General features: G+C 71.2%; 23 protein-coding genes and 1 other RNA gene. 9 read left to right on the forward strand and 15 right to left on the reverse strand.

What is annotated here, in order from left to right; translation table 11 throughout:
• Window positions 1–155: 155 nt before the first annotated feature.
• Window positions 156–2,159, reverse strand: a complete 2,004-nt coding sequence (locus AC06E6_RS01580) for a bifunctional DedA family/phosphatase PAP2 family protein (protein WP_104939496.1) — start codon at window positions 2,157–2,159, stop codon at window positions 156–158.
• 133 nt (window positions 2,160–2,292) lie between these two features.
• On the opposite strand from AC06E6_RS01580, the gene AC06E6_RS01585 reads away from it, so the two are divergent.
• Entirely contained in the window at window positions 2,293–2,955 is a 663-nt protein-coding gene (locus AC06E6_RS01585) for a phosphotransferase (RefSeq protein WP_104940259.1), read from the forward strand.
• A 277-nt stretch (window positions 2,956–3,232) separates the two neighbouring features.
• On the opposite strand, the gene AC06E6_RS01590 is transcribed toward AC06E6_RS01585, so the two are convergent.
• A complete protein-coding gene (locus tag AC06E6_RS01590; protein WP_478060082.1) occupies window positions 3,233–3,922 on the reverse strand; it encodes a hypothetical protein in 690 nt (229 codons plus the stop codon).
• Between the two features lie 138 nt (window positions 3,923–4,060).
• On the opposite strand from AC06E6_RS01590, the gene AC06E6_RS01595 reads away from it, so the two are divergent.
• Entirely contained in the window at window positions 4,061–4,879 is an 819-nt protein-coding gene (locus tag AC06E6_RS01595; protein ID WP_161615452.1) for an SDR family oxidoreductase, read from the forward strand.
• 42 nt (window positions 4,880–4,921) lie between these two features.
• Here the strand turns inward: AC06E6_RS01595 and AC06E6_RS01600 are convergent, their stop codons facing one another.
• A complete protein-coding gene (locus tag AC06E6_RS01600) occupies window positions 4,922–5,797 on the reverse strand; it encodes an ion transporter (RefSeq protein ID WP_293765434.1) in 876 nt (291 codons plus the stop codon).
• Between the two features lie 74 nt (window positions 5,798–5,871).
• Between AC06E6_RS01600 and AC06E6_RS01605 the strand changes: the two genes are divergently transcribed.
• From AC06E6_RS01605 to AC06E6_RS01615, 3 genes are all read left to right on the forward strand, one after another.
• Window positions 5,872–7,098: an acetylornithine transaminase gene (locus tag AC06E6_RS01605; protein WP_104940258.1), complete on the forward strand. Its 1,227-nt coding sequence runs from the start codon at window positions 5,872–5,874 to the stop codon at window positions 7,096–7,098.
• Between the two features lie 362 nt (window positions 7,099–7,460).
• Window positions 7,461–11,507, forward strand: a complete 4,047-nt coding sequence (locus AC06E6_RS01610) for a beta strand repeat-containing protein (RefSeq protein WP_478060086.1) — start codon at window positions 7,461–7,463, stop codon at window positions 11,505–11,507.
• A complete protein-coding gene (locus tag AC06E6_RS01615) occupies window positions 11,508–13,511 on the forward strand; it encodes an autotransporter domain-containing protein (RefSeq protein ID WP_478060087.1) in 2,004 nt (667 codons plus the stop codon).
• 142 nt (window positions 13,512–13,653) lie between these two features.
• Here the strand turns inward: AC06E6_RS01615 and AC06E6_RS01620 are convergent, their stop codons facing one another.
• Window positions 13,654–14,241: an HAD-IA family hydrolase gene (locus AC06E6_RS01620; RefSeq protein WP_478060089.1), complete on the reverse strand. Its 588-nt coding sequence runs from the start codon at window positions 14,239–14,241 to the stop codon at window positions 13,654–13,656.
• A gap of 137 nt (window positions 14,242–14,378) precedes the next feature.
• Window positions 14,379–15,668, reverse strand: coding sequence for a glutamate-1-semialdehyde 2,1-aminomutase (gene hemL, locus AC06E6_RS01625; RefSeq protein WP_240212313.1), 1,290 nt, complete (start codon window positions 15,666–15,668; stop codon window positions 14,379–14,381).
• Window positions 15,669–15,834: 166 nt separating this feature from the next.
• Between hemL and AC06E6_RS01630 the strand changes: the two genes are divergently transcribed.
• A complete protein-coding gene (locus tag AC06E6_RS01630; protein WP_345778724.1) occupies window positions 15,835–17,097 on the forward strand; it encodes a dipeptidase in 1,263 nt (420 codons plus the stop codon).
• A gap of 673 nt (window positions 17,098–17,770) precedes the next feature.
• On the opposite strand, the gene thiE is transcribed toward AC06E6_RS01630, so the two are convergent.
• Window positions 17,771–18,403 (reverse strand): thiamine phosphate synthase, encoded by a 633-nt coding sequence (thiE, locus tag AC06E6_RS01635; RefSeq protein ID WP_240212277.1) that lies wholly within the window; start codon window positions 18,401–18,403, stop codon window positions 17,771–17,773.
• A 69-nt stretch (window positions 18,404–18,472) separates the two neighbouring features.
• Here thiE and AC06E6_RS01640 point away from each other — a divergent pair, with 69 nt between their 5' ends.
• Window positions 18,473–18,664, forward strand: coding sequence for a rubredoxin (locus AC06E6_RS01640; RefSeq protein WP_104939489.1), 192 nt, complete (start codon window positions 18,473–18,475; stop codon window positions 18,662–18,664).
• Window positions 18,665–18,828: 164 nt separating this feature from the next.
• Here AC06E6_RS01640 and AC06E6_RS01645 read toward each other — a convergent pair whose 3' ends face one another.
• The 3 genes from AC06E6_RS01645 to AC06E6_RS01655 all read right to left on the reverse strand — a co-directional run bounded on the left by AC06E6_RS01645 (window position 18,829) and on the right by AC06E6_RS01655 (window position 20,817).
• Complete coding sequence (locus AC06E6_RS01645) at window positions 18,829–19,677, reverse strand: SirB1 family protein (protein WP_161614988.1); 849 nt, start codon at window positions 19,675–19,677, stop codon at window positions 18,829–18,831.
• 106 nt (window positions 19,678–19,783) lie between these two features.
• A complete protein-coding gene (locus tag AC06E6_RS01650; RefSeq protein WP_240212276.1) occupies window positions 19,784–20,236 on the reverse strand; it encodes a DUF192 domain-containing protein in 453 nt (150 codons plus the stop codon).
• Between the two features lie 59 nt (window positions 20,237–20,295).
• Window positions 20,296–20,817, reverse strand: a complete 522-nt coding sequence (locus tag AC06E6_RS01655) for a hypothetical protein (protein WP_104939486.1) — start codon at window positions 20,815–20,817, stop codon at window positions 20,296–20,298.
• Between the two features lie 135 nt (window positions 20,818–20,952).
• Between AC06E6_RS01655 and AC06E6_RS01660 the strand changes: the two genes are divergently transcribed.
• On the forward strand, window positions 20,953–21,348 hold the full coding sequence (locus tag AC06E6_RS01660; protein WP_161614986.1) for a helix-turn-helix domain-containing protein: 396 nt from the start codon (window positions 20,953–20,955) through the stop codon (window positions 21,346–21,348).
• 81 nt (window positions 21,349–21,429) lie between these two features.
• Window positions 21,430–22,404 (forward strand): hypothetical protein, encoded by a 975-nt coding sequence (locus AC06E6_RS01665; RefSeq protein WP_240212275.1) that lies wholly within the window; start codon window positions 21,430–21,432, stop codon window positions 22,402–22,404.
• 33 nt (window positions 22,405–22,437) lie between these two features.
• On the opposite strand, the gene rpiA is transcribed toward AC06E6_RS01665, so the two are convergent.
• From rpiA to AC06E6_RS01695, 6 genes are all read right to left on the reverse strand, one after another.
• Window positions 22,438–23,085 carry a ribose-5-phosphate isomerase RpiA gene (gene rpiA / locus AC06E6_RS01670; protein ID WP_104939483.1) on the reverse strand — a complete coding sequence of 216 codons (648 nt, stop codon included), beginning with the start codon at window positions 23,083–23,085 and terminating at the stop codon, window positions 22,438–22,440.
• Between the two features lie 91 nt (window positions 23,086–23,176).
• On the reverse strand, window positions 23,177–23,662 hold the full coding sequence (locus tag AC06E6_RS01675; RefSeq protein ID WP_104939482.1) for an EVE domain-containing protein: 486 nt from the start codon (window positions 23,660–23,662) through the stop codon (window positions 23,177–23,179).
• On the reverse strand, window positions 23,659–24,249 hold the full coding sequence (locus AC06E6_RS01680; RefSeq protein WP_104939481.1) for a 5-formyltetrahydrofolate cyclo-ligase: 591 nt from the start codon (window positions 24,247–24,249) through the stop codon (window positions 23,659–23,661). The genes AC06E6_RS01675 and AC06E6_RS01680 overlap by 4 nt, the downstream gene beginning before the upstream one ends.
• A 104-nt stretch (window positions 24,250–24,353) precedes the next feature.
• Window positions 24,354–24,538: non-coding RNA, 6S RNA (gene ssrS / locus AC06E6_RS01685), on the reverse strand.
• Between the two features lie 86 nt (window positions 24,539–24,624).
• Window positions 24,625–24,924, reverse strand: coding sequence for a cell division protein ZapA (locus AC06E6_RS01690; protein WP_161614984.1), 300 nt, complete (start codon window positions 24,922–24,924; stop codon window positions 24,625–24,627).
• Window positions 24,921–25,142 carry a TIGR02449 family protein gene (locus AC06E6_RS01695; protein ID WP_104939479.1) on the reverse strand — a complete coding sequence of 74 codons (222 nt, stop codon included), beginning with the start codon at window positions 25,140–25,142 and terminating at the stop codon, window positions 24,921–24,923. The genes AC06E6_RS01690 and AC06E6_RS01695 overlap by 4 nt, the downstream gene beginning before the upstream one ends.
• Window positions 25,143–25,201 lie beyond the last annotated feature (59 nt).

The following is a 25,201-nucleotide window of genomic DNA, read 5'->3' on the forward strand; positions in this document are numbered from 1 at the left end:
GAGGCTTCATGCAGGGCAAGCCCTGCATCTACGGAGGGCGGGAATTGCACCGGTACGCGTAGGTGCCGGGCTTGCCCGGCACGGGGCTTTACCGGGGAGGCTTCATGCAGGGCAAGCCCTGCATCTACGCAGTGCGGGAGGGACAACGGCCGCCGCTACGGTTGCGGTTCGCTGCGGATCATCAGCAACTGCATCCCGTTTTCGGGCATGGCCTGGGTACGGGTCTGCATGCCGTCCAGCGATTGCGTCACCGCCGCCAGCGCCGGGTCCACCCCGCGCAGCGGCAGCCACAGCCCGAACAGTTTGAAGTGGCGCTGGAACCGCAGGGTCTGCGCGCTGCCCAGCCACAGCGGCGCCTGGCCCGGCTGCAGCCGTACCGGCGCCGGCCACAGGCGCAGCGCATGCAGTTCGTCCGGGCGCGCGCCCCGGCGCAGCATCAGCAGCGATTCGACATGGGTGTCCAGCGTCGCCGGCAGCACCGGTACCTGGTCCGGCGTGGCCTTGCTGTCCAGCATGGTCAGAGCCTGCTGCCAGCCGGCCTGCGGCTGCAGCCGCCAGCCGTGGCGTTCCAGTTGCGCCTGCAGCGGCGCCAGCGGCCCGGCCACCTGCACGTCCAGCGGCCAGCGCTGGTCGTCGTCGAATTCGTTGCGGCGTGCCGGCAGCTCGCGCCAGCCGTCCTGCCACCACACCGCCATGTCCATCGTCCGCGGTGCCTCGGCCGCCGGTTCGAACTTGGCCAGTTTGGCCGCCACGTTGCGCGGCGCGTACCAGAACCCGGCCAGCAGGAAGACGCCATAGAACAGCCACGTCACCGGCTTGACCCAGAACGAGCGGTTGAAGCGGCGGCGGTAGGCGATGCCCAGCACCAGCAGCCAGAAAATGCCGAACAACATGCCGCCGATGACATCGCTCAGCCAGTGTGCGCCCAGGTACAGGCGGGCAAAACCAATGATCGTGACCACGATGCCCGATACCAGGTATGGCCACACCCGGGTGCGTCCGGGCAGCTCGCGGCTGATCAGCACCGCGAAGAAACCGAAGGTGATGGTGGCCATGGTCACCGACACCGACGGGAAGCCGAAGCCGCTGCTGGCGGCCGGTGGCCGCACCACGTCCACGGTGGTGCCCAGCAGCTTGGTCAGCGCCAGGCCGAAGGCCAGCGCCGCCAGCCAGTGCGCGGCAGCCATCCAGCGCCGGCGCCAGCACAGGTAGCCCATGCCGGCGGCGATCGCCGGCAACAGCACCTGCCAGTCGCCCAGCGAGGCCAGCGCCGCCATCGGGTAGTCGGCCAGCGGGTTGCGCAGCGCCAGCATCAGCTGGTGCACCGCCAGGTCCAGCGACAGCGGCTCGCCATGGCCGACCACCACCATCAGCAGCACGAACCAGCCCCAGCCCAGCAACAGCAGCATCAGCGCCAGCATCGCCAGCGGCACCGACTCGCGCCGGCGCGGGTCGAACAGGTCGTTCCAGTAGCGGCCGAGCAGGTGCGGATGGCGCTGCGACCAGCGCAGCAGCCGCGCCAGCCAGCCGTCCATGCGCGCGGCCGACCAGCGGTAGCCGTACAGCACGATCGCCCACACCAGCCCCAGCATCACCCCGAGCAGCGCCACCACCACGAACAGCCGGCCGGCGACCGCGGCCACCGCGTCGTAGGCCTGGCCCAGCGCCCAGCCCGGCAGCAGGAACAGCACCGCCCACGACAGGCTGGCCACCGCGCTGGGCTGCGCGTAGCGCGCCAGCGGCATCTTCGCCATGCCGGCGATGGCCGGCACGAACGGGCGGATCGCGCCGACGTAGCGCGCCACCAGGATGCTCTTGAAGGCGTTGCGCCTGAACAGCAGTTCGCCGCGTTCCAGCAGCTGCGGGTAGCGGCTGAATGGCCATACCCCGCGCAGGCGGTCGCCCCAGCGGCGGCCGACCCAGTAGCTCAGGCCGTCGCCGCAGAACGCACCCAGCGCGGCGCAGGCCACCGCATACGGGCCGGAGATCTCGCCCATGCCGATCAGCACGCCGACGGCGATCATCAGCGGCAGTGCCGGCACGATCGCGCCGAGGATGATCACCGCGTCGCAGAAGGCGATGGCGAAGACGGCGCCGCCGGCCAGCACCGGATGTGCGGCGATCCAGGCCAGGAGAGAGTCGATCCAGGAAGGTTGCATCGCGGGATTATAAAAGGGCGTGGGGGTCTGACCGCTGCCCTGCGCCGGGGTTCCGGACAGCGGCCATGCAGGTAATGCGACGCCGCGTCGCCGCGCGCCTGGGCGGCGGGTGCCAGCGGCTAGAATGGCGCTGATGGCCATTTCCCACGACGACGGCGTCCAGATCCTCAAATCCGACAGTTTCGGCCGCATCCTGGTGGTGTGCGAGGGCGGGCGCCGCTTCGTGCGCCGCGATCTGGGCGCCACCCCGTGGTGGCTGCGGCTGCCGGCGTGGTGGCTGGCGCGGCGCGAGGCGCGCGCGCTGGCCAGGCTGGGCGGAATGGAGGCGACCCCGCGGCTGCTGCGCTGGGACGGGCGCTGGCTGGACCGCAGCTACATGGAGGGCGCGGCCATGCACCTGCGCCCGCCGCGTGGCGACGTGGCCTGGTTCCATGCAGCGCGCCGCCTGCTGCAGCAGGTGCACCGCCAGGGCATCGCCCACAATGACCTGGCCAAGGAAGCCAACTGGCTGGTGCGCGCCGACGGCTCGCCGGCGCTGATCGACTTCCAGCTCGCGGTCTGCGGCGACCCGCGCTCGCGCTGGATGCGCCTGCTCGCGCGCGAGGACCTGCGCCATCTGCTCAAGCACAAGCGCATGTACTGCCGGCAGGCGCTGACCCCGGTGGAACTGCGCCTGCTCAAGCGCCATTCGTGGGTGCGCGAACTGTGGTTCGCCACCGGCAAGCCGGTGTACCGCTTCGTGACCCGGCGCATCCTGCACTGGGAAGACAACGAGGGGCAGGGCCCGAAGATGTGACGCAACCCGCGCAGCGGGCTGCGTCCCCAAAGTTCCGCACGGCAGAACGTTGGGCCCGGACGCTTTGCCGGCCTATCCCCCGCGCCTTTGGCGCGCCCCCCTTATACAAAGGAGGCTTGGCCCCATCACGTTGGCAATGCGCGTGGAGATGGGCGTGCCCCGCTGGGGTCTGCCGGGAAATCCACAGCGGGGCAGGGCCCGTTCTACGGTGGGTTCGCCGGAGGGGGGCGGCGTTGTGGGGCTGGCCTGCGTCGACCGGACAGGGCCACGTCATGGCTCAGCGCACCTCCACCACCTGCCTGCCGATGTAGCGGCGCTGGGCGTCGAAGTCGTAGCCCAGGGTGAGCGTGCCGTCGTCGGCGCAGGCATGGCAGCCGCGCAGCGGCGTGGCGTACAGCAGGCGCACGCCGCCGTCGGCCCGCGGCGCGGTGCCGGCGGCTTGCGCCGGTGCGAACGGTACCGCTTCCGGGTGCCTGTCGAAGAATGCGCGGGCCTGCGCCCCGGTGCGAGCACTGTCCGGCAGCACATCCGCATCCACGTCGATGGTGCGTCCGTTGGCATCCACCAGCCAGGTGCCCTGGTTGGTGTTGGCGCGCAGCGGGAATTCCAGGGTCGCCACACCCACCCCGGACTGGTCGTCCCAGGCGCTGACATAGCCGGGCTCGCCCTGTGCCGCCAGGCGCTGCGCGGCGGCGATCGCGGCCGGTGTCGCGCCGGCGTCGCGCATGGCTTCGACCACGCAGTGGTCGCCACCGGGCGCGGCCGCCTGGCGGCAGCGGTCGGTCGCCCCGCTCCATACCGCGCTGGCATCGATCCGCACCGGCGTTGCATCGCCGTTGCCCAGGCCGGTGGTCTGCCCGGCCACGTCGCGCGGGTGCGTCGCCTCGCCGGGCGGCGCGGTGCGCTCCTGGCAGGCGGGCAGGGACAAGACGAGCAGCAGGGAAACGACGACAGGCAGGGATTTCATGGCAACGCACGACGGCTGTGGAAGGGCGCCAGTATCGACATCGCGGATTAACCGCAGGTGTTCGCGCGGCGCCGGCAGGGGCGGTCGCGCCGGTGGCGCATAATGCGCTCCGCTTCCATCGGTATCGCGGAGTCGCGCATGAGCACCCTGCAAGGCAAGACCCTTTTCATCACCGGCGCCTCGCGCGGCATCGGCCTGGCGATCGCGCTGCGCGCCGCGCGCGACGGCGCCAACGTCGCCATCGCCGCCAAGTCGGCGGTGCCCAACCCCAAGCTGCCCGGCACCATCCACAGCGCCGTGGAGGCGGTCAACGCGGCCGGTGGCCGCGGCCTCGCGCTGAAGTGCGACATCCGCGAGGAAGACCAGGTGCGCGCGGCGGTGGCGGCCACGGTCGACACCTTCGGCGGCATCGACATCCTGGTCAACAACGCCTCGGCGATCTGGCTGCGGGGCACGCTGGACACGCCGATGAAACGCTTCGACCTGATGCAGCAGGTCAATGCGCGCGGCAGTTTCCTGTGCGCGCAGGCGTGCCTGCCGCACCTGCTGCAGGCGCCGAACCCGCACATCCTGACCCTGGCGCCGCCGCCGAGCCTGGACCCGAAATGGTGGCGGCCGCATACCGGCTATACCCTGGCCAAGATGGGCATGAGCTTCGTGACCCTGGGCCTGGCCGCCGAGTTCGGCCCGCAGGGCGTGGCGGTCAATGCGCTGTGGCCGCGCACGGTCATCGCCACCGACGCGATCAACATGATTCCCGGGGTCGATGCGGCCGGTTGCCGCCGCCCGGAGATCATGGCCGATGCCGCGCACGCGGTGCTGGTGCGCGAAGCGGCCGGCTTCAGCGGCCAGTTCCTGATCGATGACGAGGTGCTGGCGCAGGCCGGGGTCAGCGACCTGTCCGGCTACGCGGTCGATCCCGCGCGGGCGCTGCTGCCCGACCTGTTCCTGGACTGAAACGCCGCAGTGGCCGTGGGCGCGTGCCCGCGGCCATGCCGGTCACGGTTCCAGCGGCTCGGGCAGTTCATGCCCGCAGCGGTTGCAGTAGCGGGCCTCCTGCTCGTGGCCCTCGTGGCCGCAGACGATGCAGCCGCGGTCGTCGCGGCGGCGGCGCCAGGCTTCGGCCTGGCGCATGCCGTTGGCCAGTTCGGCGGTGTAGATGCCGGTGGGCACGGCGATGATGCTGTAGCCGATCAGGATCAGCACCGAGGTGACGAAGCGCCCCAGCGTGGTCTGCGGCACGATGTCGCCGAAACCGACCGTGGCCATGGTCACCACCGCCCAGTACATGCTGGCCGGGATGCTGCTGAAGCCGTGGCTCGGGCCCTCGATCACATACATCAGCGAGCCGGCGATGATCGCGATGGTGATCACCATCGACAGGAACAGCAGGATCTTGCGGCGGCTGCGCCACAGCGCCTGCATCAGGATGCCGCTTTCCTCGATGTAGCGGGTCAGTTTGAGGATGCGGAACACGCGCAGGATGCGCAGCGCGCGCACCACCAGCAGCGACTGCGCGCCCGGCAGCAGCAGCGAGATATAGGTGGGCAGGATCGCCAGCAGGTCGATCACCCCCCAGATGCTGAGCGCATAGCGCAGCGGCCGCCGCACCACCAGCAGCCGCAGCACGTATTCGGCGGTGAACAGCAGGGTGAACCCCCATTCGACCACGTAGAACCACGATGCCCAGGCGGCGTGGATGTGCTGCACGCTGTCGAACATCACCACCGTGACGCTGGCGACGATGGCGTAGACCAGCAGCAGGTCGAAGTTGCGCGAGGGGCGGGTGTCGCGCCGGTGGATGATGTCGAACCAGCGGCGGCGCCAGCCCGTCTCGGACGCGGGGTTCAGCTGCGGGGTGGAGAACAGTCGCATGGCGCTATTGTGCCGCAGCCCGGGTAATGGGGGAGAATGCGGCTTTCGCCCACCACTACCACTACCGGAACGCCATGACCGCTGTCGCCGAGCCGCTGTTGTCCCTGTCGCAGTACTACCTGCCGGTGTACCGGCCCCGCCAGCTCGTGCTCGAGCGTGGCCAGGGGGCGCGGCTCTGGGATACGCAGGGGCGCGAGTTCATCGACCTGGCGGCCGGCATCGCGGTGTGCAGCCTCGGCCACAACAACCCGGAGCTGAAGGCCGCGCTGCTGGCCCAGGCCGACAAGCTCTGGCACACCAGCAACATGTTCTACAGCGAGCCGCCGCTGCACCTGGCGCAGGAGCTGGTGCAGGCCTCGCGCTTCGCCAGCCGCGTGTTCCTGTGCAACTCCGGCGCCGAGGCCAACGAGGTGGCGATCAAGCTGGTGCGCAAGTGGGCCGCGGCGCAGGGCCGGCCGCCGGAGAAGCGGGTCATCGTCACCTTCCGCGGCAGCTTCCATGGCCGCACCCTGGCCACGGTGACCGCCACCGCCCAGCCCAAGTACCAGGAGGGCTACGAGCCGCTGCCCGGTGGCTTCCGCTATGCCGATTTCAACGACGTGGCACAGCTGGAAGCGGCCATGGCCGGCGGCGACGTGGCCGCGGTGATGTTCGAGCCGGTACAGGGCGAGGGCGGGGTGATGCCGGCCTCGGCCGAGTTCATGCGCCGCGCCCGCGAGCTGTGCGACCAGCACGACGCGCTGCTGGTGCTGGACGAGATCCAGGTGGGCATGGGCCGCACCGGCGAGCTGTTCGCGCACTGGAACTGGGGCGTGACCCCGGACATCGTCAGCCTGGCCAAGGCGCTGGGCGGCGGCTTCCCGGTCGGCGCCATGCTGGCCGGGCCGAAGGTCGCCGAGGTCATGGGCGTCGGTGCCCACGGCACCACCTTCGGCGGCAACCCGCTGGCCGCGGCGGTGGCGCGGGTGGCGCTGCGCACCCTGGCCTCGGAGGGAATCAAGGCCAACGTGGCCCGGCAGTCGGCCGCGCTCAAGGCCGGGCTGGAGGCGATCGGCGCCGAGTTCGGCGTGTTCGAGCAGGTGCGCGGCATGGGCCTGATGATCGGCGCGGTGCTCAAGCCGGAGTACGTGGCCGATATCGGCGCGCTGCTCGACCTGGCCGCCGAAAAGCAGGTGCTGATCCTGCAGGCCGGCACCAGCGTGCTGCGCTTCGTGCCGCCGCTGAACATTACCGACGAGGAACTGGCCGAGGGCCTCAAGCGGGTGCGCGAGGCGATCGCCGCCTACGTCGCCGCGCGCTGACGGCCCGGCCCGGGAGCAACCCCGCCGGGACGCCGCGGCATGGCCCCGTCCCGGCCCCGGAGCCCCTTCCGGAAGCCCCGTCCCGGCTGTTAGATTCGCCACGCCCGCGCGAGCGGGGGTGAGGGTTGTCGATGATCCGCCAGACCCGGTGAGAGGGGGCGTGATCGGATCCGGCTGCTTTCTGCGGTAGGGGATATTGAGAGATTCATTCGTGGGCGGGTCGCCGGTGGGCGGGCCGCCCCTTTGCCTATGGGGTTCAGGGGAAACGCATGTCGACCGTCATCCACGCAGTTTTTTCCGCGGCCAGGTTCCGGGCATGGCGGCGACAGGCGTCTGCTTTGCTGGCAAGGGCCGTACCGGTCGTGGCGTTTCTGGCTGCGCTGGCCTGGAGCGCCCCGGCCTTGGCGGCTACCCCGTCCAACGGATTGACGGGTTTCGGCTCGGGAGGCTATGACGCGCCACTGGCGGCGGGTACTGGCAGCGCCGGCGTGAAGGCCAGCAATGTCCGCAACAGCGGATGGGACGTGACCGTCTATACGCTCACGAGCAACCAGATCCATATCGCGGCGGGCGATCTCTACTACGGGACCGACGATGGCATCTACTACAGCGATTCAGCCTCTGACGGCGAGCCGCTGAGCTCGTTCCGGGTCGCTTCCAGCGACGGCAGCCTGTTCGACCTATCCAGCTTCCAGTTCTCGGCGACCGACGACACGTCGGGTGCAGGGAACACGGTCAACTTCTTCGTCACCGGCTACATCAATGGCAACCCGGTTCCCGGCGCCAGCCAGGCGTTCTCGCTCACCGATGCCGGTAGCGCCAACTGGCCGCTGGGCACGGTGAGCCCATCGTTTGTCGGCATCGACGAGTTCCGCATCACCTTGGCCGGTGGAAGGCCTGTCTATTTCTTCGCCATCGACAACATCGATGTCAGCAATGTGCGGTCGCCCGACACCACGCCGCCGGCGGTGGCCAACGTGACCTCGGGCACCGCCAACGGCACGTACAAGGTGGGTGAGGTCATCAATGTCCAGATCGGTTTCAGCGAGACCGTGCTGGTCACCGGCACGCCGCAGTTGACCCTGGAAACCGGCACCACCGACCGCGTCATCAACTACACCAGCGGTTCCAACAGCAGCACCCTGACTTTCAGCTACACCGTGCAGGCCGGCGATACCAGCGCCGATCTGGACTACGTGTCCACCAGCGCCCTGGCCCTCAACGGCGGCACCATCAAGGACCTGGCGGGCAACAATGCGCTGCTGACGCTGCCGGCGCCGGGCGCGGCCGGCTCGCTGGGCGCGAACAGGAACCTCGTCATCGACGGCGTGGCGCCCACGGTTTCCGGGGTGACCTCCAGTACCGCCAACGGCACCTACAAGGCCGGCGAGGTTGTTTCGATCCAGGTCGATTTCAGCGAGGCGGTGACAGTCACCGGCACCCCGCAGCTGGCCCTGGAAACCGGCGCCACCGACCGCGCGGTCAACTACGCCAGTGGCAGCGGCACCAGCACGCTGACGTTCAACTACACGGTGCAGGCCGGCGAAACCAGCGCCGACCTGGATTACGTTTCCACCACCGCGCTGGCGCTCAACGGCGGCACCATCAAGGACGCGGCCGGCAACACTGCCACCCTGACCCTGCCCGTGCCGGGCGCGGCCAACTCGCTTGGCGCGAACAAGGCCCTGGTCATCGATGGCGCCGCGCCGGTGGTGAGCGCCATCGCGCCTGCCGGCGGCGCGGCCTCGACGGATACCTCGGTGAGCTTCAGCGTCACCTTCAGCGAGCCGGTGAGTGGCGTGTCCACCGACGATTTCGCCCTGGCCAGCACCGGTACCGCCGCGGGCACCATCACCAGCGTGTCCGGCAGCGGCAGCAGCTACACCGTTGTCGTCGACGGCATCACCGGCAATGGCACGCTGAAGGTCAACCTCAACGCGTCCACCAACATCGTCGACGGCGCCGGCAATGGCCCGCCGGCCGCGTTCACCGTGGGCACGACCCATACCGTGGCCATCCCCACCGCGCCAGGTGCGCCGACCATCGGCACGGCCACGGCCGCCGACGGGCAGGTGTCGGTGGCCTTCACCGCGCCGGTCAACAACGGCGGTTCGGCCATCACCGGGTATACGGTCACCTCCAATCCCGGCGGGATCAGCGCCGGCGGCAACGGATTCACCACCTCGCCGATCACCGTGACCGGCCTGAGCAACGGCACCGCCTATACCTTCACGGTGACGGCGACCAACGCCGTCGGCACCAGCACCGCTTCCAGCGCCAGCAACCCGGCCACACCGAAGGCCAGCCAGACCATCACCTTCGACCCGCCCCCGGCGCAGAACTTCGGCACGTCGCCGACGTTGGCGGCCACGGCCAGCTCCGGGCTGGTGGTGACGTTCTCCTCGTCCACCCCGGCGGTATGCACCATCACCGCCGGCGGCGCGCTGACCTTCGTCAGCGCAGGCAGCTGCACCATCGACGCCGACCAGGCCGGCAATGCCGCCACCCATGCCGCGCCGACGGTGTCGCAGACGTTCGCGGTCAATGCCGTTGTCCCGGGCGCGCCGACCATCGGCACGGCCACGGCCGGCAATGCCCAGGCGGACGTGGCGTTCACCGCGCCGGCCAGCACCGGTGGCGCGGCGATCACCGCATACACGGTGACCTCCAACCCGGGAGGCTTCACCGGCACCGGCGCCGGCTCGCCGATCACGGTGACCGGCCTGACCAACGGGGTGCCTTACACCTTCACCGTGACCGCCACCAACAGTGTGGGCACCGGCTCGGCGTCGGCGGCATCCAACAGCATCACCCCGGCCTCGCCGCAGGTCATCACCTTCGCCAATCCCGGTGCGCAGAATTTCGGGACGTCGCCGACGTTGTCGGCCACGGCCACCTCCAGCCTGGCGGTGGCGTTCTCCTCGTCCACCACCGGCGTGTGCACCATCACCTCCGGCGGCGTTCTGACGTTCATCACTGCCGGTACCTGCACCATCAACGCCAATCAGGCAGGGAGCAGTAGTTACCTGCCGGCACCGCAGGTCTCGCGCTCGTTCACGGTCAATCCGGTGGTGCCGGGCGCACCGACCATCGGCACCGCCGTCGCCGGCGACACCCAGGCCAGCGTGGCGTTCATGGCGCCGGCCAACACCGGCGGCAGCCCCGTGCTGGGCTATACCGTGACGGTGTCGCCGGCCGATGTGGCGCCGGTCAACGGTGCCAGCTCGCCGATCGTGGTCACCGGCCTGACCAACGGCCAGGCCTATACCTTCACCGTCACCGCGGACAACAGCGCGGGCACCGGCGCGGCGTCGGCCGTGTCCAACAGCATCACCCCCAAGGCGGCCCAGACCATCACCTTCGCCAACCCGGGTACGCAGACCTTCGGCACCACGCAGACGCTGAGCGCGACCTCCGATTCGGGGCTGTCCCCGACCTTCACCTCGTCCACGACCGCGGTGTGCACCATCACCGCCGGCGGCGCGCTGACCTTCCTCAGTGCCGGCACCTGCACCATCAACGCCGACCAGGCCGGCAACGGCAGCTATCTGGCCGCGACCCAAGTCACCCGTTCGTTCACCGTCAACGCGGTGGTCCCGGGCGCACCGACCATCGGTACCGCCACGGTGACCGGCCCCGGCCGGGTGTCGGTGAGCTTCAGCGCACCGGCGTCCAATGGCGGCACCGCGATCACCGGCTACACGGTGACACCCAGCCCGGCAGTGGCCGGCGGTCCGACCACCGGCAGCGGCTCGCCGATCACGGTCAACGGGCTGGACACGGGCACCGCGTACACCTTCACCGTGACCGCCAGCAACAGCGTGGGCACCGGTACGTCGTCGGCCGCCTCCAATGCAGTGACCACGGCGGTGACCCAGGTCATCACCTTCGCCAACCCAGGCGCGCAGGCGTTCGGCACCACGCCGACGCTGGTGGCCTCGGTCGACTCCGGCCTGCCACTGCGCTTTGTTTCCTCCACCCCGGCGGTATGCACGGTCACCGCCGCCGGCGTGCTGGCCTTTGCCAGCGCCGGCACCTGCACGGTGACGGTGCACCAGGACGGTGATGCCAGCCACCTGGCAGCGTCGCTGACGCAATCGTTCAACGTTACCGCGCTGGTGCCGCAGACGCCGGTGGTGGGCGAAGTGAGCGTACGCGGCTCGGGCGAGGTGGACGTGGCATTCACGCCGTCGGCGCCCACCGGCCAGCCGGTGACCTACACGGTCACCGCGCAGCCCGGCGGCATCACCGCTAGCGGTACGGCCTCGCCGATCACCGTGCGCGGGCTGACCGACGGGGTGAGCTACACCTTCACCCTCACCGCCGCGGCCGCGGCCGGCACCAGCGCGCCCTCGGCGCCCTCGGCGCCGGTGGTGCCGCAGGTGCTGCAGGCGGTGCTCTTCGACTAGGTGGGCACGCAGCGCTTCGACCAGGTGCCGGTGCTGTCCGCCCGCGCCGACTCCGGGCTGCCGGTGACCTTCGCCTCGCCGACGCAGGACGTATGCACGGTCACCAGCGACGGCCTGCTGGCCTTCGTGCAGGCCGGCAACTGCACCGTGGTGGCCACCCAGGCCGGCGATGCCACCCATCGCCCGGCCTCGGCCACGCGCACGTTCCGGATCGATCCGGTGCCGCCGGGCGTGCCGGAGATCCAGACGCTGACACCCGTCGGCCCCGGGCAGGTGAGCGTGGCGTTCGTGCCGCCGGGGTTCACCGGTGGTGCGCCCATCGACGGGTACCGGGTCACCGCGACGCCGCAGACCCGCGTGGCAGCGGCCGCCCGCGGCATGGGCCTGCGCGCGGCGGCCACGCCGGGCGTGGTCACGGCCACCGGCAGCGGCTCGCCGATCCTGGTGCAGGGGCTGGCCGGCGGGGTGGACTACGTGTTCACCGTGGCCGCCTACAACCTGGCCGGCGAAGGCCAGGCCGACAGCGCCAGCGAGCTGGTCGCCGCGCCGGAGCTGGGCTGGATCGACGACCTGCAGAAGATGTACGGCCAGGCCGATTTCGAGCTGCCGCTGCCGCAGAGCAACAGCCCCGGCGCCTTCACCTTCGCCAGCAGCAACCCGGCGGTGGCCACGGTCAACGGCCGCACCGTCACCCTGGTGGGCGAAGGCACGACCACGCTGACCGCCACCCAGGCGGCGACCCCCAACTACCTCACCGGCACGGTGTCGGTCACGCTGGTGGTCAGCCCCCGTCCGGACCCGACCCTGGACGCGCAGGTCAGCGCTGGCATCCAGGCGCAGGTCGACGCCAGCGTGCGCTTCGCGCAGGTGCAGGGCGACAACATCCGCGACCGCCTGCGGCAGGTGCGCGGCGGGCACAACGCCAGCAGCGTCAACATGGCGCTGGCCTATGCCGGCAGCCAGGGCGTGCCGGGGCTGTCGATGCCGGTGGGCCGCGTGGCCGAAGCGGCATTGCCGGCGCTGCCGGAAGGCTGGGGCCTGTGGCTGGCCGGTACCGCGAGCTTCGGCAAGACCGGGCGCAACGGCCGCGCCGGCGGCGGTTTCGACTTCAACACCGGCGGCCTCACCCTGGGCGCGGACCGGGCGGTGGGCGAGAACGTGCTGCTGGGCCTGGCCGGCAGCTGGGGCCGGCAGGGCACCGACTTCGACGACACCCCGTCCAAGGTGGATGCCGACCAGCGCTCGCTGGCGGTCTACGGCCTGTGGCGGCTGGGCGAGCACCTGTTCGTGGACGGCCTGCTGGCCAACGGCCGGCTGGACTTCGACCTGGTCCGCTGGAGCGAGCTGGCCAACGCCAGCGCCCAGGCCACGCGCAGCGGCGACCAGTGGTTCGGCGCGCTGACCTTCGGCTACGAACATCGCAGTGCCTCCGGGCTGAGCCTGACCGGCTATGGCCGCTATGACGGACACCGGGCGACGCTGGACGGCTACCGCGAGACCGGGCTGGGCGCCTATGACCTGGCCTATGGCCGGCAGCGGGTGGACAACAGCGCGCTGGCGCTGGGCCTGGAGGGCAGCATGCTGTTCCAGCGCGACCGGCTGAGCTGGCGCCCGCACTGGCGCATCGAATACCGCGGTGCGCTGGAAAACCGCGGCGACGTGGCGGTGAACTACCAGCAGCGCCCGCGCGACGCCGACTACGTGCTGGCGATGCGCAGCTACAACGACGACATGTTGTCGCTGGGCGCGGGCATGGACCTGCAGTTGGACAGCGGCTGGCTGTTCTCGCTGCTGCTGGGCCGCGAGCAGGGCCGCAACGCGATGCACAGCACCAGCATCGGTCTGCAGGTGCGCTACGGGCAGCAGGGCGCACAGGCGCCGGTGTATGGCGAGAACGGCGATGCGTTCAACGCGGACATGACCGGCGACAGCCGCCGCCGCTGCCGCGGGCCGGCACCGCGCTGCGCTGCGCCGGGCACGGCGCCGGGGGACGCCCGGCCCTGAGCGCGGGCGACCGCGCCGGCCACGGCCGGCGCGGCTCGGTGCAGGCGTGCACACGGCAAGACGCCGCCGCGTCGTGGTGGCTGTCGCGCGGGGGAATGCAGGATACGGCGGGCTGGCGGCGCGGCCCGCGTCCGCCGGGCGCTCAGAGCAGGCGGTAGCGGCGCAGCACGCGGCGCAGCGACTGGGTGTGGTGTGCGGTGTCCGCGTGCAGGCCGGCGCTGCGCGCGCCCTGCACGTTGCGGAACAGGTGATCGACGAACAGGGTGCGGGCCGGTACGCCGTCGAGCCGTGCGGTCGCGGCCAGGTAGATCCGCGGGTCGGGCTTGCGCACGCCCAGCGTGGCGCTGCACAGCACCTCGATGCCGGGCAGCAGCGCGGTGATCGCGGCCACGCTCAGCGGGCCGTTGTTGGTCAGCACGGCGACGCGGACCGCCGGGCGCAGCTGCCGCAGCAGGGCGAGCGTGTCGTGGCGCAGGGCACTGGCCGCGGTACGTGCGGCGAACCAGTCGGCGGCGGACAGGCGGCTGTCGAGGCGTGTGTTCAACGCCTGCAGCAATGCCTCGCCTTCCAGGTCGCCGCGCGCGTGCGCCCGTTCCAGGTGCTCGCCGCGCAGCGCCGCGTCGACCATGGCCGGCGCGCAGCCGGCCCGCGCCGCCAGGTGCTGGAGGTGGCAGGAATGGTCGTAGTCGGCCAGCAGGCCGTCGAAATCGAGCAGCAGCGTCTGGATCATGCGGGCAGCCTTCTGCAGGAGCGCACTTCGGCGCGCGATGCCGTTTTCATGCACGCAGCGCGGGTGCCGGGCCTTGCCCGGCACGGGGGCTGTGTGCGGAAGGCCGATGCGGGGCAGGCCCCGCATCTACCCGGGCCTCAGGCGGCGACCACCTTGAACGCTTCGCGCGCGGCGGCCAGGGTGGCGTCGATCACCGCGTCGTCGTGCGCGCTGGACAGGAACCCGGCCTCGTAGGCCGACGGCGCCAGGAACACGCCGCGCTCCAGCATCGCGTGGAAGAAGCGGTTGAACGCGGCGATGTCGCAGGCGGTGGCCTGGGCGTAGGTCTCCACCTTCTGGTCGGTGAAGAACAGCCCGAACATCGCGCCGACGCAGGTGGTGGTGACGGCGACGCCAGCCTCGCGCGCGGCCGCCTCCAGGCCCTCGCACAGGCGCGCGGTGCGTGCGGCCAGGTCGGCGTGGAAGCCGGGCGCCTGGATCAGCTCCAGCATCGCCAGGCCGGCGGCCATCGCCACCGGGTTGCCACTCAGCGTGCCAGCCTGGTAGATCGGGCCGGCCGGGGCGATCTGCTGCATCAGGTCGCGGCGGCCGCCGTAGGCGCCCACCGGCATGCCACCGCCGATGATCTTGCCGAAGGTGGTCAGGTCCGGGGTGATGCCGTAGTGCGCCTGTGCGCCGCCCAGCGCCACGCGGAAGCCGGTCATCACTTCGTCGAAGATCAGCAGCGCGCCATGCCGGGTGCACAGCTCGCGCAGGTGCTGCAGGTAGCCGTCGCGCGGCGGGATGCAGTTGGCGTTGCCGACCACCGGTTCGATGATCAGCCCGGCAATCTCGCTACCCTGCGCCTCGAACAGCGCGGTGGCGGCTTCGAAATCGTTGTAGGGCAGGGTGAGGGTCAGCTCGCTGAGCCCGGCCGGCACGCCCGGCGAGGTCGGCACGCCCAGGGTCAGCATGCCGCTGCCGGCCTTGACCAGGAACGAGTCGCCATGGCCGTGGTAGCAGCCTTCGAACTTGACGATCCTGCTGCGGCCGGTGGCACCGCGCGCCAGGCGGATCGCCGACAGCGTCGCCTCGGTGCCGGAGTTGACCATGCGCACCATCTCGCACGACGGCACCAGGCGGGTGATGGTTTCGGCCATGGTCACCTCGGCCGGGCAGGGCGCGCCGAACGACAGACCATTGCCGATGGCCCGCTGCACCGCCTCGCGCACCGCCGGGTGGTTGTGGCCGACGATCATCGGGCCCCACGAGCCGACGTAGTCGATGTAGCGGTTGCCGTCCACGTCATGCAGGTAGGCGCCGTCGGCATGCTGCACGAAGAACGGTTCGCCGCCGACCGACTTGAACGCGCGCACCGGCGAGTTGACGCCGCCGGGCAGCAGCTGCTGCGCGCGGGTGAACAGGGCGTGGGACTGGTCGTGGTTCAGGGACATGGCAGGCACGGGAGTGACGAAAGAATGCGCCCATTGTCCGCTTTCGCGCCGGGCGCTGCCACGCGCCGCCGCCGCCATGACCAATGGCCCGCAGGGGCGCGGCGGGCGCATGCAAGAATGCGCCACGATCCGTCCCCAAGGGAGAGCCATGAAGTTCGACATGACGTTCAAGGCCGGTGCGCTGTCGGCCGCGCTGCTGCTGGCTGTCGCCACCACCGCCCAGGCCGGCACCGGCCCGGCGAAGATCTCCGAACGCGCGCGCGCCATCCAGGCCCGGGCGATCAACCTGGACACCCATCTGGACACGCCGGCGCTGTTCTCGCGGCCCGGCTGGAGGATCACCGACCGCCACGACTTCCAGGACGATGGTTCGCAGGTCGATTACCCGCGCATGGTCGAAGGCGGGCTCGATGGCGGCTTCTGGGTGGTGTTCACCAGCCAGGGCGAGCGCGATGCCGGGGGCAACCTGAAGGCGCGCGACGCCGGGCTCAGGCGCCTGTCCGAGATCCGCGAGATGGTCGCGGCCAACCCGGACAAGTTCGAGCTGGCCACCACTGCCGACGATGCGGCGCGGATCAAGGCCGCCGGCAGGAAGTCGGTCTACATCAGCATGGAGAACGCCTACCCGCTGGAGGCCGATCCCAGCCTGCTCAGCTTCTACTACAAGCAGGGCCTGCGGATGATTTCGCTGGCGCACATCAGCCACAACGACTTCGCCGATTCGGCCGGCATGGGCGTGGCCCCGGAGGGCGAGCACGGCGGCCTCAGCGAGAAGGGCAAGGCGCTGATCGCGCAGGCCAACCGGCTGGGCATCATTATCGACCAGTCGCACGCGTCCAACACGGTGTTCGACCAGATGCTGGCGCTGAGCAAGGCGCCGATCATCCTCTCCCACAGTGGCGCCTACGACGTGTTCGCGCATTCGCGCAACATCGACGACGCGCGCATCCGCGCGCTGGCGAAGAAGGGCGGCGTGATCCAGGTGAACTCGCTGGGCGGTTACCTGGTCGACACCGGCGCCACCCCGGAATACCGCGCCGAGCGGCGCAAGCTCTACGACGCGTTCGGCGACCGCGCCGACCTGGGCGCGGCCGAGCGCGCGCAGCTCAAGGCGCAGCTGGCCGCGCTGGACGCGAAGTACAACATCCGCAAGGCCGATTTCGACGATTACATGCGCCACCTGCTGCACATCATCAAGGTGGCCGGCTGGGAGCACGTCGGCCTGGGCGCGGACTGGGACGGCGGCGGTGGCGTGGACGGTTACGAGGACATCGCCGCACTGCCCAAGGTGGTGCAGGCGCTGCTCGACGCCGGCTACGACGAGCGCCAGATCAGCGCCATCCTCGGCGGCAACACCGTGCGCCTGATCCGCCAGGTGCAGGCCCTGGCCGACCCGGCGGCGGTCAAGGCGGCGCTGGAGTAAGCGCGCCGTTCAAGCCCCGCTCCCCACGGGAAGGGGGGGCGGGCCGGGGGCATGCGCCGCCGCCGCGGCGCTTCCGTCGCCGCTGCCCGGGTTTGCCGGGGGCTGCTGCCTGCGGCGATCCCCCGCAGCACGCCGCCGTGCAGCCGCACAGCCCCGTCGAACCGACAAGCCCGCCGCGCGGGGAAGCAGGGCAGGGGCGCGCGACCCAACCCGCGGCGCCCGGCGTCGCCGCCCGCCACAGGCTCCCGTGGTCGTGTGCGCCCGGCGCCCCGGCTGGCCTTGGGCCGGCGCTGTGGGGGCCTGGCCGCGTAGCTGGGCCTTGCGGAGGATGTCGTCCGTTGCAGGGTCCCGTGGTCGTGCGCGTCCGGCGCCCCAGCGTGACCCTGGGCCGGCGCTGCGGAGGCCTGGCCGCGTAGCCGGGCCTTGCGGGGGACGTCGTCCGTTACAGGTTCCCGTGGTCGTGCGCGCCCGGCGCCCCCAGCGTGACCCTGGGCCGGCGCTGCGGAAGCCTGGCCGCGTAGCGGGGCTTTGCGGGGGCATCGTCCGGTACAGGTTCCCGTGGTCGTGTGCGCCCGGCGCCCCGGCGTAGCCCCGGGCCGGCGCTGCGCGAGGCCGGGCCTTGCAGATGCGTTGTCCGCCTGGTGGCAAGGCCGAAGCCGCGCCCCGCCGCTGCTCAGGCGGTGGCGAAGCAGGCCTGGTAGCCGCGCAGCGCGGCCACCGGGTCGTCGGCGGTGAACACGCTGCTGATGACCGCCAGCAGGTCGGCGCCGGCCGCGACCAGCGGCGCCGCGTTGTCCGCGGCCAGGCCGCCGATCGCCACCCGCGGCACGCCCAGCGCCGCGGCCTCGTGCAGCAGCCGCGGATGCGCGCGCCGGGTGGTGGCCTTGCTGCGGCTGGGAAAGAACGCACCAAACGCCACGTAGCTGGCGCCGGCGGCCACGGCCCGCTGCGCCAGCGCCAGCTGGTCGTAGCAGGACGCGCCGATGATGGCACCGGGGCCGAGCAGCGTGCGCGCGGCGGCGATGTCGCCGTCGTCCTCGCCCAGATGCACGCCGGCCGCGCCGACGGCGGCGGCCAGGGCGGCATCGTCGTTGATGATCAGCGGCACGCTGCTGGCCGCGCACAGCGCCTGCAGCGCCCGCGCCTGCTCATGCCGGGTGCCGGCGTCGGCGCTCTTGTTGCGGTACTGCAGCCAGGTGGCGCCGGCGGCGAGCAGCGGCTGCACGCGTTCGAGCAGGCGCGCGGTGTCGGCCTCGTCGGGGGTGATCAGATAGACGCCGCGGGCGGCACGGATGGGCTGGGACATGGATGGCTACCTGTACGGCGGCGGGAATGGGACAATCTGCGACCGCCCTCGTGTTGCCGTGATTATCCGATGTCCGACGCTTCCGCCTCCACCTTGCGCACCTGGATGTGCGTCGTCTGCGGTTTCATCTACAACGAAGCCGAAGGCCTGCCCGAAGAGGGCATCGCCGCGGGCACGCGCTGGGAAGACGTGCCTGAGACCTGGACCTGCCCGGATTGCGGCACCACCAAGGACGATTTCGAGATGGTGGTGCTGGACTGAGTCCAGCCGGCGCCGGGATGCCGTAGGTGCGGGGCTTGCCCCGCATGCGCGTTCCCGGTGAAGCCGCATGCGCGGCAAGCCCCGCATCCACAGGTCAATGCAGCGCGGGTCAGGGCCCGCATCACAGGTCGAGGCAGCGTGCGGGCAGCGCCCGCGTGCGAAGGTCAGTGCAGCTGCGGCCGTTCGCCGCCGAGGTCGATCAGCTGTTCGCGCACCTGCGCCGCGTCGGCGGCATCGGGTTCGCGCCGCAGGTACAGCGACAGGTCCGCGCGCGCGCCGGCCCGGTGGTCCAGGCGCAGGTAGGCCAGGCCGCGGTCGCGCAGCGCCTCGCTCTGTTCCGGGGCCAGTTTCAGGATACGGTCCGCGCTGCGCGCGGCGCGGTCCCATTCCTCGCGCTCGGCGTACACGCCATACAGGTTGCGCAGCATGCGCATCAGGATCGCGCGTGCCGGCGCCGGGTCCAGGATCTGCGCCAGCACCTGGTCATCGGGGGCCTCCCCGCCCAGGTTGTTGCGCGCGCGCTCGCGCAGTTCGTCCACGCCCAGCGGGCGGCCGCCGTTGAACGGGTCCATCACCAGCACGCCTTCCTCCACCGGCAGCCGCACCAGGAAATGGCCGGGAAAGGAAATGCCCTCCAGCGGCAGGCCGAGCCGGCGGCAGACTTCCATCTGCACCAGCGCCAGCGAGATCGGGTTGCCGAGCCGGCGCGTGACCACCTCGTTGAGATAGCTGTTGCGCGGGTCGTAGTAGGCGTCGTGGTTGCCGCTGTAGCCCAGTTCGTTGAACAGGTGGTGGTTGATCGCCGCCACTTTCAGCGGCCATTCGGCGATGGCCGCCACTTCCACCCGCAGGTGGTCGGCATGCGCCTGCAGCAGGCGGTCGTAGCGGCCCGGGTCCAGCTGCGGGTATTCATCGCGCGCGATCAGCAGCGCGGTCGGCAGCAGCGGCAATGCGTCGTCGGCCAGGTCGGCCAGCGCATCCCACTGCGGCAGGGTCAGGCGGGTATCGGACATGCCCCAAGACTGGCGGCAAAGCGTGGCCGGTTCAAGGCACCCGGCCGAACGGCGCGTTCAAGGCACCCGGCCGAACGGCGCGATCAACCCGACGCGCCGCGCGCGCTCACTTGCCGCTGGGGATGCCGGGCCCGAGCACCAGTTCGGTGCCGTCCTCCAGTTTCAGCCGCGCGGCCTGGCCGGCATTGAGTTCCAGCACATAGCGCGCCGGCTTGAAGCTGGGGTACGGCGGGCAGGCGTCGCCGGCCGAGCACGGCGGTACGTCGCGCTGCTGGCTGACCAGCCGGCGGGCGTCGTCGAAGTAGAGGATGTCCAGCGGGATGTGGGTGTTCTTCATCCAGTACGCCTGCGGTTCCACGCGGTCATGGATGAACAGCATGCCGCGGTCCGCGTCCATGTGGTCGCGGAACATCAGCCCGCGCGCGCGGCTGGCGTCGTCCTGCGCCAGCTCCACGTGGTAGCGCGTGCCGCCCAGTTCCACCCAGTGCCCGCCGGCGCTGGCGCAACCGCCCAGCAACAGCAAGACGGACAGGCAGGCGGCATGGCGCGGCAGGGACATGGCGTGATCCACGAAGCGAAAGGAGGCGCTGCGCACCTTCACGGATGCGTGGCGTGGCGTCAAGCGCCGCCGCGGGGCGGCTGCGGCGCGGGCGATGGCGGGGCGAAGGCGGCATGCACCGCGGAAAACAGGCTGTGCACCTCATGCCGCAGGCACGTGCGCATGGCCGCGCAGGGCTGCACGAACAGCTGGCACGACAGCGCCAGCGCCACCGCGTCCAGCCCCAGCGGATCGTCGCGGTTGCGGCCCAGGTGGAAGAAGCGGTCATACAGGTTGAAGCGGCTTTCCAGCAGGTGCCCGTACCAGGCGTCCAGCGCGTGGCTGATGTCCACGCCGGCGGCCTGCCGCGGCGGTGCCCAGTGCGGCGGCAGGTAAAGCGGCGGCACCGGTGCCGGCGCCGCGCCCGAATGCGCATAGGCGCGGCAGGCCAGCCAGAAGCGGAACAGGCACAGTTCGGCGATGGCTTCCGATGGCGCCGGGTGCCGCCGCAGCACGCCGGCGTAGCGGCCGCGGTAGTCCACGTCCAGGTAGTGGCGGATGAAGTGCTCCGGTGCCGCACCGGCGGCGGGGGCGCTGTGCATGGTGCTTCTCCTTGGCAGGGGGCGGGCGCCGCACGGGCGTCGCGCATGGGTCCATGGCCAATGAAAGCAATTAGTTAATTAAAATGAAAGTAACAGGTGATCCCGTCGCAGGCGTGGTCCGTAACGTTTCCGGCCATGAGCGACGAACGCTTCGAATTTTCCCGCCGCTTGGGGCAGGCGATGAGCGCGGCTGGGTACGAACCGCGGCCGGCGATCCTCTTCCGCCTGTTCAACGCGCGCTACACCGGGCGTTCGGTGAGTTTCCAGAGTGCGTCGCGCTGGCTGTCCGGCCGCTCCATCCCCGAGCAGGACAAGCTGCAGGTGCTGGCCGACCTGTTCGGGGTGTCGCCGCAGACCCTGCGCTTCGGCGAGCCGGCGCGGGTCGCCGAGGCCCGTGGCGAATGGCATGCGGTGGGCGCGCGCGAGCGCGCGGTGATCGATACCTTCCTCGGCCTGCCGGCGCGGCAGCGCGAACTGGTCGGCGAGCTGGTGGCGGTGCTGGCGCAGAACGGCCGGCGTCCGGCACGCTGACGCCGTCGCCGGGCCCGCGCCCGGCTGGACACATTTGCCGCGTGCATGCGTCAGGGAAGCATCCCAACCGGAGATGCGCGCATGGCCCGTTCCCGTTCCCCCGCCCCCGTCCTGGTGCCGCTGCTGCTGCTGGTGGCCGGCGCCGCACGGGCCGATACCGGCTGCCCGCCGCTGCCGGGCCTGGATTACTGCGCCGCCGGTGCGCATGGCTGGGTCTACGGCCCCGACGCGGCGCAGGTGCGCCTGCTCGGCGATGACCTGGCCGCCAGCGCCGCGGCGTTCGAGCGCCTGTTCGCGCGTGCGCCGCTGCGCCTGGCGGTGCTGCTGGACGCGCCGGAGGGCATCGCTGCCGATGCGCGCGCGCGGCTGGCCGCCGCGGGCGCCGTGCAGGTGCTCGACTGGCCCGGCATGCAGGCCTTCCAGGCCGCCCGCGAGGCCAGCCAGCCGGCCGACGATCCGGCCCGCCGGCTGCTGGCCGCCAACCCGGCCATCGGCCAGGCGATCTGGCGCAACCTGACCCGCCACGAACTGGGCCACGTGCGCTTCAACCTGACCTACTGGCCGGACCTGGGCCGGACCGCCGGGCATGGCCACGCGCGCAGCCCGGACTGGCTCAACGAGGCGGCGGCGATGGTGCTGGAGGCCGACGACCTGGCGGCGCATCGGCGGCGCCTGCTGCACGGCATGGGCACCGATCCGGCGCAGCCGCTGCCGGCGCTGGCCGATTTCCTGGCCATGGCCAATCCGGCGCGCCCGCGGGACCAGGCCGCGCCGGCCGCCAAGGGCGTCAGCCTGGTCTATCGCAGCCCGGCCGAGGCCGGCGACGCGGCGGCCGGCGCGCGCTACTACGCGCTGGTCCAGGGCTGGGCCGATTTCCTGGTGCAGGCCACCGCGGCCACCCGCGCCGGCGTGCTCGGCAGCATCAGCGCGCGGATCGCCGCCGGCGGCAGTTTCGAGGACTGGCTGGCCGACACCGGCCCGGGCTTCGGGTTGCCGGCCACGCTGCCCGCGCTCGACCGCCAGTGGCAGGCCTGGCTGCAGGCCGCGCCGCGCTGAGGCACGGCCGCGGCCAGCGCCGCCTGCCCGCGCTTACAGCACCTGCGGCGGCTGCCCGCCGACGATGACCACGTCGGCCGGGCGGCGCGCGAACAGGCCGACGGTGACCACGCCCGGGATCTGGTTGAGCTGCTGCTCCAGCTTCACCGGGTCGGTGATGGACAGGTTGTGCACGTCCAGGATCAGGTTGCCGTTGTCGGTGACCACGCCGTCGCGCCATACCGGCTGGCCGCCGGTCAGGGCCAGGATCTCGCGCGCCACCAGGCTGCGCGCCATCGGGATCACTTCCACCGGCAGCGGGAACCGGCCCAGCACCGGTACCTGCTTGCTCGGGTCGATGATGCACACGAACTGCTTGCTGGCCTCGGCGATGATCTTCTCGCGGGTCAGCGCGGCGCCGCCGCCCTTGATCAGGTGCTTGTGCGGATCGCATTCGTCGGCGCCATCCACGTACAGCGACAGGCCGCCGGTGTGGTTCAGGTCCAGCACCTCGATGCCGTGGCCGCGGAGCTGGGCGGTGCTCTGCTCGGAGCTGGAGACGGCGCCTTCGATCTGGTCCTTGATGCGCGCCAGCGCGTCGATGAAGTAGGCGACCGTGGAGCCGGTGCCGACCCCGACGATCATTCCCTTCTGCACGTACTCGATGGCTTTTTCGGCGGCCAGGCGCTTGGCTTCGGACATGGTGGACTCGATGGCGTTGGAGGAGAGGGAACAGGCGCGGCGGCGGATCCGGCGCTGCCCGGCAGCGCCCGTGGCGGCCGCGGCGGCGGGATCAGGCCTGCGGCTTGTTTTCCAGCGACAGCAGCAGCTTCCACTGCGCGCCGGTGACCGGGAACACCGACAGGCGGTTGCCCTTGGCGGTCAGCGGGAAGCCTTCGCCGAGCGCGTCGGCGTGGCGCTTGATCTGGTCCAGCGCGATCACCTGCGCCAGCTTGCGTTCGAAAGCCACGTCCACCAGGTACCAGCGCGGCTGTTCGCGGCTGGCCTTGGGGTCGTAGTAGTCGGAGCGCGGATCGAACTGGGTGTCGTCCGGGTAGGCGTCGCTGGCCACCGTGGCGATGCCGACGATGCCCGGCACCTTGGTGTTGGAGTGGTAGAACAGGATGCCGTCGCCGACCTTCATGCCGTCGCGCATGAAATTGCGCGCCTGGTAGTTGCGCACGCCGTTCCACGGTTCGGTGCCCACGCGCTGCAGGTCGTCGATGGAAAAGGCGTCCGGTTCGGACTTCATCAGCCAATAGCGCTTGCGGGCGGTCATGCGGGCAACGGTTCCGGGTAGAGAATGGCTTGCTCGGTGCAGATGGCGTCCACCGCCACGTCCCAGTCCGCGGCCGGCAGCAGCGGGACCTGCTGGGCGGCGAAGCCGGCGCCGACCAGCCAGGGCGGTGCGCTGCGCTGCTGGCGGAAAGCGAAGCTGCGATCATACCAGCCGCCGCCCATGCCCAGCCGCCGGCCGCGTGCGTCGAAGCCGACCAGCGGCGCCACCACCAGGGCCATGTCCTGCGCCGGCAGCGCGCGCGCCGGATCGATGTCCGGTTCCGGGATGCCGTAGCGGTTGGCGCGCAGCGGCTGCCCGGGGCGCCACGGCGCGAAGCGCAGCAGCGTGCCGTGCAGCACCGGCAGGCAGTAGGTCTGGTGCGCGGGCAACTGCAGCTGCCAGCGGTACAGGGCGATCTCGCCATCCATCGCCCAGTACCCGGCCACCGGGCCGTCGACATCGGCGAAGGGCAGGGCCAGCAGGTGTGCGGCCAGCGCATCGGCGGCCGCGATGTGCTCGGCGGCGGGGATGTCGCGGCGGCGCTGGCGCAGTTGTCGGCGCAGGGCCTGGCGGTCGTCGGCAGTCATCGGCGGCGTGGGTCGGGGCCTGGCGGCATTATCGGCCGGTCTGCCGGCCGGTGCACGGACCTGCAAAGAAGAACGGCGCCTTGCGGCGCCGTTCCGGAATAATTGCATTCTCCGCCATGACGATGCATGCGAAACGACCTTGAACCCGGGGTTCAAGTGGGGACGCTGGGGAACCATCGGGCTTCCCGCTGCAAGGCGGACCTGCACACCCGGTGCCGTCGCGCCCCCGTGGTCGTCATTAAGGGACAAGGCGAATGTTTGCACACGCCGTCGTTCACGGCAGAGAACGCGACGCCAGTATAGCCGTGTTGCAGGCGGATGGCAGCGGTTGCGCGCGGCAAAAAATGAACCGCCCGTCGGATGAATGCGACGGCCTCAACGGCCTTCGTCGATCGCGCTGTCCAGGCGCCGGTTGAGGTCGTTCATCGCGTGCTGGAAGCGCTGCTGCTGCTGCGCCAGTTCATCGCGCATCAGGTGCAGTTCATGGGCCAGGTTGAGCGCGGCCAGTACCGCCACCCGGTCCACCGCGGCCATGCGGTTGTTGCCGCGGATCTCACGCATGCGCGCGTCGAGCATGCGCGCGGCGGCGGTGAGGCTGTCGCGCTCGGCCGGCTCCACGCCGACGGTGTACTCGCGATCGAGGATGCGGACGCTGACCGGCTCGTTCTGGCTCACGTGTGCTGCTCCAGCGACTTGAGGCGGGTGATCATCGCTTCCACCCGCGAGCGGGCCTGCTCGTTCTTGGCCAGCAGCTGCGCGCGCTCGGCCACCAGCTGCTCCTGCTGCTGGCGCAGGCTGCGGTTCTCGTCGGCCAGGCGCTGGTTGCGCTCGAACAGCAGTTCGAGGCGGGCGGCCAGGGCCTGCAGCTGGGCGGCGGGGTCGAAGGAATCCATGCCCGGCACGATAGGCATGCGCCTCGGCGGTGGTCAAGATGGCCGATGCCCTGCCGTTG

This window comes from Stenotrophomonas sp. Steno-Z10-HUANG (assembly GCF_056393075.1).